General features: G+C 62.4%; 13 protein-coding genes. 7 read left to right on the forward strand and 6 right to left on the reverse strand.

All coding sequences use genetic code 11. The features are described 5' to 3' along the window. Nucleotides 1-131 precede the first annotated feature (131 nt). The 3 genes from ACFWAD_RS22040 to purD all read right to left on the reverse strand — a co-directional run bounded on the left by ACFWAD_RS22040 (nt 132) and on the right by purD (nt 4,143). Complete coding sequence (locus ACFWAD_RS22040) at nt 132-965, reverse strand: helix-turn-helix domain-containing protein (protein ID WP_378547675.1); 834 nt, start codon at nt 963-965, stop codon at nt 132-134. Between the two features lie 110 nt (nt 966-1,075). Then, nucleotides 1,076-2,644: a GMC oxidoreductase gene (locus ACFWAD_RS22045; RefSeq protein ID WP_378536169.1), complete on the reverse strand. Its 1,569-nt coding sequence runs from the start codon at nt 2,642-2,644 to the stop codon at nt 1,076-1,078. Between the two features lie 242 nt (nt 2,645-2,886). Then, nucleotides 2,887-4,143, reverse strand: a complete 1,257-nt coding sequence (gene purD / locus ACFWAD_RS22050) for a phosphoribosylamine--glycine ligase (protein ID WP_378547678.1) — start codon at nt 4,141-4,143, stop codon at nt 2,887-2,889. A 171-nt stretch (nt 4,144-4,314) separates the two neighbouring features. Between purD and ACFWAD_RS22055 the strand changes: the two genes are divergently transcribed. The 5 genes from ACFWAD_RS22055 to ACFWAD_RS22075 are packed head-to-tail and all read left to right on the forward strand — an operon-like array spanning nt 4,315 to nt 9,345. Continuing rightward, complete coding sequence (locus ACFWAD_RS22055; protein ID WP_378547681.1) at nt 4,315-5,937, forward strand: ABC transporter substrate-binding protein; 1,623 nt, start codon at nt 4,315-4,317, stop codon at nt 5,935-5,937. Next, nucleotides 5,934-6,968 carry an ABC transporter permease gene (locus ACFWAD_RS22060; RefSeq protein ID WP_378547832.1) on the forward strand — a complete coding sequence of 345 codons (1,035 nt, stop codon included), beginning with the start codon at nt 5,934-5,936 and terminating at the stop codon, nt 6,966-6,968. Before ACFWAD_RS22055 ends, ACFWAD_RS22060 begins: the two co-directional genes overlap by 4 nt. Then, nucleotides 6,961-7,782, forward strand: coding sequence for an ABC transporter permease (locus ACFWAD_RS22065; protein ID WP_050655415.1), 822 nt, complete (start codon nt 6,961-6,963; stop codon nt 7,780-7,782). The genes ACFWAD_RS22060 and ACFWAD_RS22065 overlap by 8 nt, the downstream gene beginning before the upstream one ends. Then, nucleotides 7,779-8,696: an oligopeptide/dipeptide ABC transporter ATP-binding protein gene (locus ACFWAD_RS22070; protein WP_378547684.1), complete on the forward strand. Its 918-nt coding sequence runs from the start codon at nt 7,779-7,781 to the stop codon at nt 8,694-8,696. The genes ACFWAD_RS22065 and ACFWAD_RS22070 overlap by 4 nt, the downstream gene beginning before the upstream one ends. Before the next feature lies 1 nt (nt 8,697). Further along, nucleotides 8,698-9,345: an ABC transporter ATP-binding protein gene (locus tag ACFWAD_RS22075; protein ID WP_378547687.1), complete on the forward strand. Its 648-nt coding sequence runs from the start codon at nt 8,698-8,700 to the stop codon at nt 9,343-9,345. Between the two features lie 106 nt (nt 9,346-9,451). Here the strand turns inward: ACFWAD_RS22075 and ACFWAD_RS22080 are convergent, their stop codons facing one another. Continuing rightward, a complete protein-coding gene (locus ACFWAD_RS22080; RefSeq protein ID WP_378547690.1) occupies nt 9,452-9,700 on the reverse strand; it encodes a hypothetical protein in 249 nt (82 codons plus the stop codon). 201 nt (nt 9,701-9,901) lie between these two features. On the opposite strand from ACFWAD_RS22080, the gene ACFWAD_RS22085 reads away from it, so the two are divergent. Next, nucleotides 9,902-11,200, forward strand: coding sequence for a DUF222 domain-containing protein (locus ACFWAD_RS22085; RefSeq protein ID WP_378547693.1), 1,299 nt, complete (start codon nt 9,902-9,904; stop codon nt 11,198-11,200). Between the two features lie 86 nt (nt 11,201-11,286). Here ACFWAD_RS22085 and ACFWAD_RS22090 read toward each other — a convergent pair whose 3' ends face one another. Continuing rightward, nucleotides 11,287-13,413, reverse strand: coding sequence for an ArnT family glycosyltransferase (locus tag ACFWAD_RS22090; protein WP_378547696.1), 2,127 nt, complete (start codon nt 13,411-13,413; stop codon nt 11,287-11,289). Beyond that, nucleotides 13,410-14,651, reverse strand: a complete 1,242-nt coding sequence (locus ACFWAD_RS22095; protein WP_378535297.1) for a glycosyltransferase — start codon at nt 14,649-14,651, stop codon at nt 13,410-13,412. The genes ACFWAD_RS22090 and ACFWAD_RS22095 overlap by 4 nt, the downstream gene beginning before the upstream one ends. Nucleotides 14,652-14,738: 87 nt before the next feature. Here ACFWAD_RS22095 and ACFWAD_RS22100 point away from each other — a divergent pair, with 87 nt between their 5' ends. Then, nucleotides 14,739-15,167, forward strand: coding sequence for an HIT family protein (locus tag ACFWAD_RS22100; protein ID WP_019747035.1), 429 nt, complete (start codon nt 14,739-14,741; stop codon nt 15,165-15,167). Nucleotides 15,168-15,191: the final 24 nt, after the last annotated feature.

The following is a 15,191-nucleotide window of genomic DNA, read 5'->3' on the forward strand; positions in this document are numbered from 1 at the left end:
ATGCTGTCGAGCGGGTTTCGGGAGAACCCCGAACCCGGAAAGTAAAGTAAGCCTCGCCTACATGGTTAACGGTAGAGCGGATCAGGAATTGACGCAATAACGGAGTTTTGTCAAAGAATGTCGAAATCCGATCAGCGGTCCGCGTTCTTTCGAAATGCCATCGGCGTGACACCTGTGGACTGCTTGAAGGCTGCGACGAAACTACTCGGCGTCGAGTATCCGATCTGCTCTGCCACATCAGCCACCGCAATGCCTTGGCCGAGCAGGGACATCGCCACGTTCATCCGAAGCAGTACGCGCCACTGGCCGAAACTGACGCCGGTATCCACTTTGAATCGACGAGCCAAAGTGCTGGTACTGACACCGATCTCGTTCGCCCAGTCTTCGAAACTGCGTGGATCGTCCGGTTGGGACAACAGGTCGAGCGCAATCCGGCCGACCGGCCCCGAATCGGGAATCTTCATCGCTCCGCGCTCGTCGCCTGGAACAACGAGGTCGAAGAACACTCGCTCGGCGCGGCGCCTCGCTTCGTCCGTCATCTCGCGAGCACTCAGATGAAGAAACAACTCGTACAGAAGCGGCGTGCCGTGCACCGCAACCGGGTGATCACCGAGCGAAGGTCCCTGCCCTACAGCGCAATACACGGTCAAGAATTTCGCACCCGCGGCAACGCGCACCGAGTGCCGAACCAGTGCCGGTATCCACAGCCCTCTGCCCGGCAGCAACGTCCACATCTGAGCGCCTGAGCGTACAACCACAATGCCGGAACGAGGAAACAGAATCTCGTTCGATCGGTGTGCGTGGGTTTCCCACGTCACCGGCTGATCAGCACTCGACGCACCACCCCACAGAACCAAATCCTCGGGCTCGTCGTCCAATTCGTGTTCGGATACCACCAACTCGTCGTTCGACGGCACGCCCCACCGGAGCCAGTCACCGTCGATCTCGGATTTTGTCCGCCTCACGTCTACATCCCTGGATCGAGCGTCGTCTGTCCAGGTGACTGTAACCGCTACCCACGCCGAACAGGTGCGGTGGAAGTCGATCCCACCGCACCTGACCGCGAGTTGCCGCTCTAGTTCATGTCGTTCGCAATGATGTTCTCGATATTCCGTTCGGCCAGAGCGGTGATGGTGACGAACGGGTTGACTCCGACGTTGCCCGGAACGAGGGATCCGTCCATGACGTACAGACCCGGGTACTCCGGCAGACGACCGTAGCCGTCGGTCGCCTTGCCGAGCACACAACCGCCGAGGGGGTGGTACGTCAACTGGTCGCCCCACGTCTGTGTCGGGCCGAAGAGGTCGGTCCGGTAGATCGTGCCTTCCTTCTTGTTGATCTTGTCGAAGAGCTTCTTCGCCATGTCGATCGACGGCTGGTTCTGCGAACGCTGCCAGTTCAAACCGACTTTGCCTGTTGCCGAGTTGAATTGGAACTGCGCACGTTGCGGATTCTTGGCAATCGCCAAGTACAGGCTGACCCACAGTTCGGTGCCGGCCGGGAAGGGTGCGATTTCCGCGAAGACAGGTGCGGATGCATCGGCCCAGTTGTCGATACCCATCACGGGGATCGCCGACTGCTTCGCACCGGTGGCATCCCACATGTGATTGGCGCGGCCCACCATCACGTTGCCGTTGTGACCCCATTCCTGGCCCACAGCACCCGGCAAATTCGCCAGCTGCCCTTGCGCTTTCATCGCGACCAGGAGCTTACTGGTGCCGATACTGCCGGCTGCGAAGAAGACCTTGTCCGCCGTCACTGTCTTGGTGCCGACAGTGTTGCCCTGCTCGTTGATCTGATTCATCACCACTTGATAACCACCGCCGGTCGCGGCCGGGGCAACCGAGGTCACGACGTGCAGAGCTGAGATGGTGAGCTTGCCGGTGGCGGATGCCGCAGCGAGGTACGTCTTGTCCAGAGACTTCTTTCCCGCGTTGTTCCCGTAGATGACCTCACTCACCAGGGCGGACTTGGTGACCTGGCCTGCAGCTTCCTGCTTCATGTAGTTGAAGTCGTAGACATTCGGCACGAACGTTGTTGTGTAACCGGATCTCTCAGCGGTCTTTCGCCCGGTCCGCGCGAACTTGTAGTACTCGGTCGATTCGAACCAGGCCGGGTCGATGTTGTTGACTCCGAGCGCGGCGTTGGCCCGCGGGAAATACGTCGAGTACATCTCGTTGGAATCGACCCCGGGCAGGATCTCTTCGAAATAGTTGCGCTTGGGTGTGACAGCCATACCGCCGTTGACCAGCGACCCACCGCCGACCCCTCGGCCCTGGTAGACCTTGATCCCGCCGAAGTCCTCGGCGTCGAGAACACCGACATACCGGTTGATGTTCTTGTCCACCGAGCCGCCGGAGAAGTGTGAAACCGGTTGAACTGTACGGTCTCTGAGCCAGAAGGATCGACCGTCGGGCGACAGCATCGGGCAGAAGATCTTGCCGTCGGACCCTGGTGTGGTCCACGACTTCCCCATTTCGACCATGTGTGTGTCGATGCCGGCCTGCGTCAACCGAAGTGCCGCAACGGCCCCGCCGTATCCGCTCCCGATCACAAGCGCGGGGACACGGTCTCCGTCGTTCAATGCTCGCCTGGGCGCAGCGGCCGCCGTAGTCCACGAGGACGAAAGCGCAGCGGCGCCCACAGCTAATCCTGTTGCTGCCAAGAAGTTTCTACGCGAGAGCGTGGAATTGGTACGTGCGTGCCGTTCGTTGGATCCAGCGCGAATGCTCAAGTGTGCCCTTCTCTTTCCGTGACCCCCGCGCTGAGATATACCGGGAGAAACCGAACGAGAAGTCCATACTCATGGGTAACTTCGAGGAACCGTTGATTTTCCATGAAAAGGGCCGATGAACAGAAAGTTCACCGGCCCTCCGAAAGAACGAGTCAGGGAATTGAGATGCGACCTTCGACGGCGCCGAGTCCGATGTCCTTGCGGAAATGACCGCCGGGAAGCTTGACGTCGGCGATCTTTGCGTAGGCGTCGTCACGAGCTTCGGTCAGATCCTTGCCCACTCCGACAACACTCAGCACACGTCCACCGGCCGAGACGACGGCTCCGTCTTCACGCTTCTTGGTACCGGCGTGCAGGACTCCGTCGGCGTCTGCTCCGGTGATCACGTCGCCGGTGCGCGGGGTTGCCGGGTAGTTCTCGGCAGCAATCACGACCGTGACGGCGGAACCGTCGCGCCACTGCAACGGACCGACCGCATCGAGGGTTCCGGTCGAGGCTGCATTGAGTAGACCGCCGAGCGGCGTTTCGAGGAGAGCAAGCACGGCCTGAGTTTCGGGGTCACCGAACCGGCAGTTGAATTCGACCACGGCCGGGCCGTCGACGCCGATCGCGAGACCAGCGTAGAGAAGGCCGGAGAAGCTGCTACCGCGCGCCACCAACTCGGCAGCGACGGGCTTGACCACGTCGTCGACGATCTGCGTGATCATCTCGTCGGGCAGCCACGGCAACGGTGTGTATGCGCCCATGCCGCCGGTGTTGGGTCCGGAATCTCCGTCGCCGACGCGCTTGTGGTCCTGCGCCGGGAGCAGAGGGATCACGGTTTCGCCGTCGACGAGGCAGAAGAGCGAAACTTCCGGACCGTCGAGGAAGGACTCGAGGAGCACCGGGTGTCCGGTCTCGAGCAGTTCAGCGGCGTGATCGCGCGCGGCGAGACGATCCGTCGTGACGACAACACCCTTGCCTGCAGCCAGTCCGTCGTCCTTGACCACCCAGTTCGGTCCGAAGCGGTCGAGCGCGTCGTCGAGCTTTGCCGGATTGTCGACGATCTCGCTGTGTGCGGTCTTGACGCCGGCGACAGCCATCACGTCCTTGGCGAAAGCTTTCGAGCCCTCGATGCGGGCGGCGTCGGCCGACGGCCCGAAGCAGGCGATACCTGCTGCGCGCACCGCATCTGCGACACCGAGAACCAGGGGAACCTCGGGTCCGATGACGACGAGGTCGGCCTCGACTTTCTTGGCCAGCGCGGTAACCGCGTCACCCGAAGCAACGTCGACGGGATGCTGCTCGGCGATTTTCGCGATCCCGGCATTGCCAGGCGCGCAGATCAGGGCCGTGACACCTGGATCGCGAGCAAGAGAGAGAAGGAGGGCATGTTCACGGGCTCCGGAGCCGATTACTAGTACGCGCACGGGGAACAGACTACGGCCTGCGGTAACAGCGCTCTCGGAGTGCTACGGGTGGGGCCAAGGTCGCAGGGTTCGGCCTTTGTGCGAAATATCCGTTTCGAGATGAGATCATATGAATACCTGAATAGGTGAACAGATGTTTTCGGACACCTGTCCACCGAGGAAAGGACTCCCGTGAAACTCCACAAACCAGGCGTTCTGACGCTCACCGCAACCGCCGCAATCGGCGCACTTCTGATCACGTCGTGCAGTAGCCCGACTGGCACCAACTCTCCGGGCAACAACGACGGCCTGGTCTTGGCCGACGGCTACGAACTGGGCGGCTACAACCCGGTCGCAGGCTTCGGCGCTGCCGGTGAAGCCAAGATGTACGACGGTCTCGTCCGGCTCACCGGCGGCACCGGCATGCCTGGATTCGAGCCGTCTTTGGCCGCGGAGATGCCGACGGCCAACGCCGATGCGACAGTCTGGACGGTCAAGCTCCGTGACGGGGTCACCTTCTCCGACGGATCGACCTTCGATGCCGCCGACGTGGTTGCCACGTACCAGGCGATCCTCGATCCCGCTTCCGCCTCGGAGGCACGGTCGTCGTACGACATGATCAGCGATGTCGTGGCCGTCGACGACAGCACAGTCGAGTTTCGCCTCGCCTACTCGTATGCGCCGTTGCTGACGAAGATGCTGATCGGCATGGTTCCCTCGGAGTTCCTCGCGACACCCGGACTGGCCGCCGAGTCGCCGTTGAACACTGCGCCCGTCGGTACGGGTCCGTACACACTCGTCGACCTCTCACCGGATCGAGCGGTCTTCGAGGCGAACGAGAACTACTGGGACGGAGCGCCGGAGATCAAGAAGCTGACTCTTCTCTACGTTCCCGATGACAACACCCGCGCCCAACGAATGGTGTCCGGTGAGATCGACGGAACCAATCTCCCTCCACTGCTTGCCAATACGTTCTCAGGCAAAGACAACATGTCCGTGACAGCCCATCAGTCGGCAGACTGGCGCGGCCTCTCACTCCCCACGAACAATCCCGTCGCAGGCGACAAAGCCGTGCGCATGGCGCTCAACCTCGCCGCCAATCGCCAGTCGATGATTGACAACGTCCTGGGCGGACACGGCAGAGTTGCCGCCACTCCGATCCCCGAGGTCTACGGCGACTCGTACAACCCGAACGCGACCTTCGCCTACGACCCGGCCGAGGCCGAGCGAATTCTGACCGAGGCCGGCTGGATCGAAGGTGCCGACGGAATCCGTTCGAAAGACGGCCGGCGCGCGCAGTTCACGATCATGTACAACTCCGTCGACACCGTCCGACGTGATCTCGCTCAGGCATTTGCCTCCGACGCTCTCGCCGTCGGCATCGAGGTGGATCTCGAAGCGCTCTCCTGGGACCGCATAGACCCTCGCATCAACCAGGATTCGACACTTCTCGGCGGCGGAGACGAACCTTTCGACCCTGACACACAGGCGTACGACGCGCTGAACTCGAAGTACATCGCACCCGGGGTCGGCAGCATCTACGACAACGCCAGCGACTACTCCAATCCAGCAGTCGACGCAGGCTTGGAAGTAGGACGCCGCAGCCTCGATCCGGCAACGCGTGACGCCGCGTATCGCGACGTTCAGCAGGCGTACGTCGAAGATCCTGGATTTGTCATCCTCGTCTTCCTCGACCATACGTACGTATCGAAGGATTCCGACTGGCAGATGTCCGGACCGGTACTCGAGCCACACTCACACGGTGTGACCTGGGGCCCGTGGTGGTCACTGCAGACGTGGGCCCGAGGGCAATGACAGCGGTCGACGTTCGGGCAGACGCGCCGGCGTCGCGGGGCCACCGTGACAACTCCCGCCGAAAGGCCATCCTCACGATGGTCGGTCGGCGGGTGTTGTTCATCGTGCCGGTGATCGCCGTGGTGTCCGCGGGACTCTTTGCCGCCGCGGCAATTTCACCGTTCGATCCACTGGTCGGCTATCTCGGCACGCGATACATGACGACCAGCGACGCGGACAAAGCGTTGATCGCCGATCAGATGGGTTTCGACAACCCCTGGTACAGCACGTACTGGAATTGGCTCCAGGGTGTGTTCACCGGCGATCTCGGGATCTCCAGATCGTTCAATCAGCCTGTTTCCCAGGTTATCTCCGAGCGTCTGCCGTGGACCCTGCTGCTGGTCGGCATCTCACTCGTCATCGCGATTCTCGCCTCGCTGGCACTCGGTGTTCTCGCCGGAATCCGCAGTGGAGGATTCCTGGACAAGATCGTGTCCGGGCTGAGCGTCGTCGTTCAGGGACTTCCGCCGTTTGTCTTGTCACTGGGGGCCATCGCGCTCTTCGCTTTGACTCTTGGCTGGCTCCCGGTCGCCGGGCTGACCGACGGGGGTGCCGATCCCACACCGGGACAGGTCGTCCGACACTTGGTCCTACCGGTGACGGTGCTCGCCATTTCGCAGATGCCGTGGCTCCTCCTCGCCGTCCGAGAATCCGTCGTGGGTTCGAAAGGCGAAGGGTTTGTGGCGGGCGCAGTAGCGCGCGGAATCCCGACGCCGACCATTACGAAGCGCCACATACTGCCGACGTCACTGGCGCCCTTCGTGAACATCGTCGGCGTGCGATTGCCCGAACTGATAGTCGGGGCGGTGCTGGTGGAAGAGGTCTTCAGTTGGCCGGGGATCGCCGGCGCCATCGTTTCCTCTGCCCGCGACCTCGACATGGCCCTGCTCGCATTCCTCACCGTCGGTACGACATTGACGGTCATGCTCGGCTCACTGCTTGCCGACGTCCTGGTTGCAGTACTCGACCCGAGAGTGAGTACCGATGGCTGAGCGACGCTTCAAGATCGCCCTCGGCGTGCTGATCCTCGTTGCGCTGTACGCGGCGCTGGTCCCATGGTTGGCCGACGTCGACGACCGAGTCACCGACTTCTCGGCGGCCCGCCTGGCTCCATCCTTCGATCACCCGTTCGGAACGGACTCTGCGGGACGAGATCTGTTCGTGCGCATAGCTGCAGGCATTCGAACCTCACTACTCATCGCACTCGCCTGCGCGCTGCTCGCCACGGTGATCGGCGTCGCCGTCGGTACCACGGCTGGGCTGGTCGGCGGCTGGGTGGACAGGTTCGTCATGCGCGGCACCGACGCCGTCAACGCACTCCCCCACCTGTTGCTCGGCATCGTCATCGTCGCGATGTTCCGCGGAAGCATTGCCGCCATCGTGCTTTCGATCGCACTGACCCACTGGACCCAAGTGGCCCGGATCATCCGCTCCGAAATCTTGAGTCTGCGCGAACGACCGTACATCGACGCCGCCATTCTGGCGGGGGCAAGTCGACGTCACGTGATCATGCGCCACCTCGTGCCGGCGACGGCGCCGCAGGCCTTGATCGCGGTCGTTCTCCTCTTACCCCACGCCGTGTGGCACGAATCGACGTTGTCCTTCCTGGGTTTCGGCCTTCCCCCGCACAAGCCCAGTCTAGGAACGCTTCTCGAAGAGGCTCGCAGTTCTCTGCTCCTCGGCGGTTGGTGGACGCTGGTATTCCCCGCCGCAGTCCTCGTGATCGCCACCGTCGCAGTTGCCGTCGCCGGTTCGGCCCTGCGGTCGATGCTCACTCCCCCACGACCTTCGGAGTTGCGACTGTGAACCACGGCCTACGCATCGAATCCCTCACCGTCAGGATCCCTCTACCCGGAGGATCCGTAGTCCACGCTGCGAGCGACATAGACCTCTCGGTCCCGGCCGGCACGGTGACCGCACTCGTCGGCGAATCCGGGTGCGGCAAGTCGATCGTCGCCACATCGGTCATGAACATGTTGCCGCCGACAGCTTCTCGAACTGGAACGGTCACCGTTGGCACCCCCGATCAGGAGATCGATGTCTTCTCCGGCACCGCGTTCCGGGGGCGACATGCTGCGCTCGTTCCACAATCTGCCGCAACACATCTCACCCCCGTTCGAACTGCGAGATCGCAACTGCAAGAAACCATCGACGCGCTCGGCATCGATCACACCTGCGACGCCTTGGCACTTCGCGTCGGACTCGAGCCCTCGGCTCTGGACTGCTACCCGCACGAACTGTCGGGTGGCATGGCGCAACGCGTCGCCATTGCCGGTGCGTTGGCCGGGAATCCGTCGGTGATCGTGGCTGACGAACCCACCGCCAATCTCGACCGCGAACTCACCGACCACGTCATGAGCCTACTTCGCGAGTGCGCGGACGCCGGGGCGGCAGTCCTGCTCATCACCCACGACCTGACATCCCTCACCCGCAGCGGCGTCGCGGATCGACTTGCCGTCATGTACGCATCACGCATCATGGAAACCGGTCCGGCTACTCTGGTGTTCCAGGATCCACTCCACGACTACACCCGAGACCTACTCGGCGCCTTACCTTCCCGCGGTTTGAATCCGATCCCCGGCTCGCCACCGCAACTGACCGATCTCCCCGACGAGTGCGTCTATCACCTACGACGCCCGGAGTCGAAACAGTCCGGTGGACCGACCGAGTTGGTAACCCTCGGCGAACGCACGTACCGAACATTGCGGAAGGTGGGCTGACATGAGTCTGCAGGCATTGGGAATCACCAGTGGGTACCACCGAAACCGACCGGTGCTCGAAAACATTTCCCTCGAGATTCCGTCGGGAAAGTTGATCGGCCTGACCGGGCCGTCGGGAACCGGAAAGTCCACACTTGCAAGAATTCTCGCCTCACTGGATGCACCATGGTCAGGTGAGGTGCGGATCGACGGATCACCTGTCGTGGGTACCAAATTCTCGGTGCCTGCGGCGTTGCGCGGCACGGTATCCATGCTGTTTCAGTCACCTCGTGCATCGACCGACCCTCGGCAGACGCTGGCCTCGATCATCGGGCAACCCGGTGATATTGCCGGCAGGACAATCGATGTGGTCACGCTGGCCGCAGAAGTGGGCCTCACCCCCGATCTCTTGTCCCGCAGACCACACCAGGTCAGCGACGGCCAACTGCAGCGCGCCTGCCTGGCGAGATCGCTGGCACAACAGCCGAAATACCTCATCTGCGACGAGGCGACGGCGATGCTCGACGCTGCCACGACGGCCGCGCTCATTCGGTTGATCGAGAGTCGCGCCGCCGAAACCGACGTCGGCGTACTACTCATCAGCCATGATCGCGAATTACTCGACGCCTGCTGCGACACGGTCCACGACCTCGACGTCATTCGCGCTTAGCGGTGGCCCGAGCAGGGCGTGTGGGCTCGGCTACTGGAGAACACTTTCCCTCGCGCAGCAGTCGGGAATCTGGACTGTTTCGTTGCCGCCTGCACCAAAGAGGCGCTTACTGATCAAACGGCACCGTGAACGACACTGGTTTGCCGGTGGCGCGCGCATACGCGACCTCTCGGCGCGTGGACTCGCCGATGTATCCGGCTGGGTTGACGACCAGAACCCGATCAGCCAGGTCGATCTTGCGCAAGTGGAGCGCGTCGAGCAGTGCCTTCTGCTCGACAGAGATCACCTCGCCTGCTTCACCCGGCGCGACGACGATGACGCCTGCGAACGTCAGGTCGCGGTTCACCTCCCGCATCTCTTCAGCGAATCGGGCAGAGCCGCAAATACAGACAATCTCAGGTCGATCAGGCACGGTTCAGTCTCTCATCGACTCGAGAGCCCGCGGTAACAACAGTCCCATCTGGCACCTCGAGCAATACACCCCAGCCCCAACGAAATTGACCCTTGACTCGAACTGGTGTTCGAGTATGCTTCAGGGAGGGGATCGGGGGATTCAATGAGTGTCTTGTCGTCGGACGTTGTTTCGGGTTCTGCGGTGGGGTTACGCGGACGGTTGTGGCAGTTGACTGCTGCCGAGTTACGTAAGGCTGCTATCGAGGCAAGTGCAGAGATTCTGCGCTTGGAAGCCGTTCGGGTAGCGGTAGTCGACGAACTCTCGATGCGCCCGGACGATCAGGTGATTGCGTCCCGTGGAGTCGGTTCCTGGTTGGCGGCCAACACGATGCTGCAGGTTCGGGACGGAAAGAAGATCGCCGCCCTGGGCGCCGCGCTGCGGCCGTTTCCCGCGGTGGCAGCGCAATTCGATTGCGGGGATTGCTCGGTCGATCATGCCGTGTTGATCGTGGCGTTCTGTGAATCCCCACCGAAGGGGATGCCGGAGGAGGCGCTACCGAAGTGCATCGATTTGTTGTTGGCTGCTGCGTCGGGTGTGGAGGCGACAACGACGAAGGTGCGGAACGTGATCGCGACTTTGGAGCGGTTGTTCGAGTCCGATGAGATTCCACCTGCCGAAGACATCGACCGGAACGAGCTCCGGATCGCCTCGACACTCAATGGCCGGGTGGTGGTGCGTGGGGATTTCGACGCCCTCACCGGCGAAATGCTGTTATCGGCGTTGTCGAATCTGACGATGCCCACCCCAGCACCGGACGGAACTCCCGACGCTCGGTCGGCGGCGAAGCGGACGGCGGACGGGTTCACCGAACTGATCCGCCGGTATCTGGATTGCGCCAAGACCGGAACCGATGGTGGTCAGCGACCGCATGTGAACGTGCACATCAGCGCGCGTGATCTCGCTGAGCACCGGGACTGCGCCGCTGCGCCTTCTGATGGCGGAGAGTCCCCGTCTGATCTTGATGTGGGGCACATGCCGTGGCTCGGGCCTCTGTCGGTGTCGCAGACGCGGTTGTTGGGGTGCGACTGTTTCCTCTCGACGGTGTTGCTCGACGCTCACGGCGCGCCGTTGGATGCGAAACCCGGAAAACGATTGGTCAACGCCGAACAGAGAGTGGCGTTGATCGCCCGAGACAAAGGCTGCGCCTTCCCCGGCTGCACATGCGTACCAGCCTGGACCGACGCACACCACATCCGGCACTGGGCGAACGGTGGTCCGACGGTGATGAACAACCTTGTCCTACTCTGCCGCTCGCACCACCGCTTGATGCACCGCAAAACGGGGTTCGTCGGAAAATGGGAAATCCGCATCGGCGTCGACAACAAACCGTGGTTCATCCCGCCGCCCTCGATCGACCCCGGGCAGCACCCGAGGCCGGCGAACACCACCTTCAAAACCTGAGAACAGCTTCTCGGGCACAACAGAACACGGCCAGGTCCGCATCGGAAGTGCTCCTCCGATGCGGACCTGGCATGCGCTCTTGCTGGTCAGCCCCCAACCGTCAAGTCGTAGAGGGTAACTCCGTCCACTGTTGTGGCGGTGAAGTTTTCGGTCACCCACGTCGAGATAGCGGTAGCGGTGCCCTCGGCGTTCATACCGCCACCCATCCCGCCGCCGGCGATGAAGAAGTGAATCTTGCCCTCTGCCACGTACTGCTGGAACTGCGCGAGCGTCGGCGACGGATCGCTGCCGTTGAACCCTCCGATAGCCATGACCGGTGATTGCGTCGCAAGCTGATAACCCGAGGCGCTGTTGGACCCGATTGCCGCGGCTACCCACGTGAACTGGTCGGAGTTCTCTTCAAGTGTGGACACAACAGCGGCTCCCGGCGTGCTGCCCTGAAGTAGACCACCAGCGCCGCCTCCCATTGCGCCTCGCGTTCCGTCAGTGGTCGATGTGGTGGTACCTGGAGGTGTTGCACCACCGGGTATCTGGCCCATTCCTGCAGGTGGCGTTCCGTCCGTCCGACGGTTACCGCCATCAGCCGTGCCACCGAATCCACCGAAGCCTCCGCGGCCACCGCCGGGCCCGCCCATTCCACCTTCGACGCTCGGTCCGGCCGAAACTATGGAACCGGTATGCGGAGTGTTGATCGTGTCGATCGCGTATGCAGTCGGACCTGCTAGACCGGTGAAGATCGCTGCGAGAATCACTGCCACAGCCAATCGACCTCGCGTCACTGCCGGAATCAGCACTGCCACGGCAGCGACGATGCCGACCACCAGAATGGCCCACCGGAGCCACGGTACGAATGAAGGCGAGCGTCCGAGCAGTACCCACGCCATCGCGACGGTTGCGGCCAATGACACCGCCAGAATGATGCGAACCCAGAGGACGCCACGGTGACGCCACGCCACTACGGATCCTGAACCGATCAGTGCGGCGATCGCCGGCGCCAGCGCAACGGTGTAGTAGGCGTGGAAGATTCCCGCCATGAAACTGAAGGTCAGTCCGGTCACCAACAGCCACAGGCCCCAGACGATGAATGACGCACGCTGTGTATCAGCGCGGGGCGCCTTGCCTCGCAGCACGATTCCAGCCACTAGAAGTATCAGCGAGGCAGGAATCAACCAGGCAATCTGTCCGCCCTGGGCAGATTCGAACAGGCGCATAATGCCGGTACTTCCCCACATACCGCCGCCGGCTCCGCCACCTGGTGCCATACCGCCTGCTGTCATGCCACCTGCTGCCTCGCCCATTCCCGGGAAACCTCCCGCAGCAGCGCCGGCCGCAGCATCACCAGCACCGCGCATTCCGCCGCCGCCGACGCTGCCGGTCTCGTTGCCGCTCAAGCGTCCGAGCCCGTTGTAACCGAGCGTCAGCTCGAGAATCGAATTGTTCTGCGAACCACCGATCCATGGACGTGAGTCGGCCGGCCACAGTTCGACGATTGCCAACCACCATCCGGCGGAGACGATCAACCCGCCCAGTGCAGCAAACAGTTGAAGGACCCGCTTACCCAGTTTCGGCGGTCCGGCGATCAGATAGGTGAGTGCCAGTGGCGGAACCACCAACATGACCTGCAATTGCTTTGTCAGGAAACCGAATCCACAGAAGACGCCGACCAACACGAGCCAGCGGGTTCGGCCGTCCTGCACGGCGCGCATCATCGCCCACACTGCTGCGATCATCAGGAGCACCAGCAGGGCATCCGGGTTGTTGAACCGGAACATCAGCGCTGCTACGGGAGTAAGCGCCAGCACCAAACCGGCGAGGAGTCCGGCAGCGGCACCGAAGTAGCGTCGAACCGTTCCCCACAACAGCGCTACGGATCCGACCCCGAGGAGTGCCTGCGGCACCAACATCGCCCAGGAGTTGAGTCCGAAGATGCGAACCGACAGCGACATCAACCACAGGGACATGGGCGGCTTGTCGACGGTGATCGAGTTGGCAGCGTCCGAAGAACCGAAGAAGAAGGCCTTCCACGACACCGAACCTGCCTGTACCGCAGCGGCATAGAACGAGTTGGCCCATCCGGATGCACCCAAGCCCCAGATGTAGGCGACTCCGGTCCCCACCAACAGCACTCCGAGCGCCCATGGTTCCCAGCGCACCCGACGCTGCGGTTCCGGCGCCGGCACCGACGCGGCGAGTCTCTCTGCAGTGGCGGTCATCGATTGGCTCCTACGGGTTGTGCGGTGCGAAACACCCAGCGCAGTGCGATGAATCGACTCACTGTGGCAACGAGATTGGCAATGACAAGTACTGCAAGCTCGACGTGTTTGGACGCATCGGGTGCCACAACGTCGAGCACGAACAACGATCCGCTGGTGAGCAGCAAGCCGAACCCGAATACGAGCAGGCCCTGCATTTGGTGACGGGCGGATCCTTCCGACCCCCGGATCCCGAAGGTGAAGGCGCGATTGGCGGCGGTGTTGAACACCGCGGTCACCAACAATGCGACGGCATTGGCCCACTGCGCACCCATAATCGAGTGCAGTGCGAGATAGAGCAGCGCGTACGCAAGCGTAGAAATGACTCCCACCACGGCAAAGCGTGAGAGCTGCCCGACCATGCCTCGCGGAACACCCGGAACCAACGGTTCACGTCCGAAACTCGCCCTGAGCTCGGCCAGTGGGAGTGAGCCGGTCGAGAGTGCTCGCCCGACGCGCACCACACCTTTGAGGTCGGCGACTGCCGTGGCGACGATGTCTACCCGACTGTCCGGATCGTCCACCCAGTCGACGGGGACCTCGTGAATTCGCATCCCGGCCCGCTCGGCCAGCACCAACAATTCGGTGTCGAAGAACCATCCGGTGTCCTCCACCAGCGGAAGTAGTTGTCGCGCAACGTCGACGCGCATGGCTTTGAAACCACACTGAGCGTCGGAGAAGCGAGCATGCAGTGCGCTTCGGAGAATGAGGTTGTAACTACGCGAGATGAACTCACGCTTGGGGCCACGGACCACGCGGGACGAACGTGCCAACCGAGAACCGATGGCGATGTCCGAGTGCCCCGAGAGCAGCGGAGCAATCAACGGCATCAGGGCGTTGAGATCAGTCGAGAGGTCGACGTCCATGTACGCGACCACGTCCGCGTCGGAATCGCTCCACACCTGCCGCAGTGCTCGGCCGCGGCCCTTGGCATCCAGGTGCACGACCCGGACGTCGTCGAATTCTTCGGCGAGGGAACGAGCGAGCGCCAACGTACCGTCGACACTGGCGTTGTCCGCGATGGTAATTCGGGCAGAAAATGGCACCTGCGTGCGTAAATGATGGCGCAAGCGGCGCACGCACGTCTCGAGGCCCGCCTCTTCGTTGTATACCGGGACGACCACGTCCAGCACTACAGTCGTCGCGGAGAGCTCCCCTGCGTCCGTGCTGCCCGCGGTCTGCATGGCTTCTGTCGTCATGCGTCCTAGATTTGTCGGGCCGGCTCCGACGAACCTGCATCCAGCCTGGGAGTTTCCTGGCAACCGGACGCGGGCTAATCTCGGGGTATGCCTTCAGTCTTCAGCGCCATCATCAACGGGGATCTACCAGGACGTTTCGTGTGGGAGGACGACGACGTTGTCGCGTTCCTGACCATCGCACCGGTAACGCAAGGTCACGTACTTGTCGTACCGCGCGCCGAGGTCGATCAGTGGCAGGACGTAGATCCTGAACTCTTCGCCAAGGTCACCGCGGTTGCCCGCACCCTGGGTCAGGCTGTGAGGAAGGCGTTCGACGCGCCTCGGGCCGGTCTCCTCATCGCAGGTCTGGAAGTTCCGCATCTTCACGTTCACGTCTTCCCCGCATACGACATGGGGAACTTCGACATCAGTGGCGCCGACACTTCTCCGTCACCCGAATCTCTCGACGAGGCACAGACCAAACTCAAGTCGGCACTACGCGACCTCGGCTTCGAGGCAACTGTCTCGACTCGTTGATCGCGTACCTTCGACCGAATTTCG

It is taken from the genome of Rhodococcus sp. NPDC059969 (assembly GCF_042738325.1).
In the GTDB taxonomy this organism is placed as follows: domain Bacteria; phylum Actinomycetota; class Actinomycetes; order Mycobacteriales; family Mycobacteriaceae; genus Rhodococcus_F.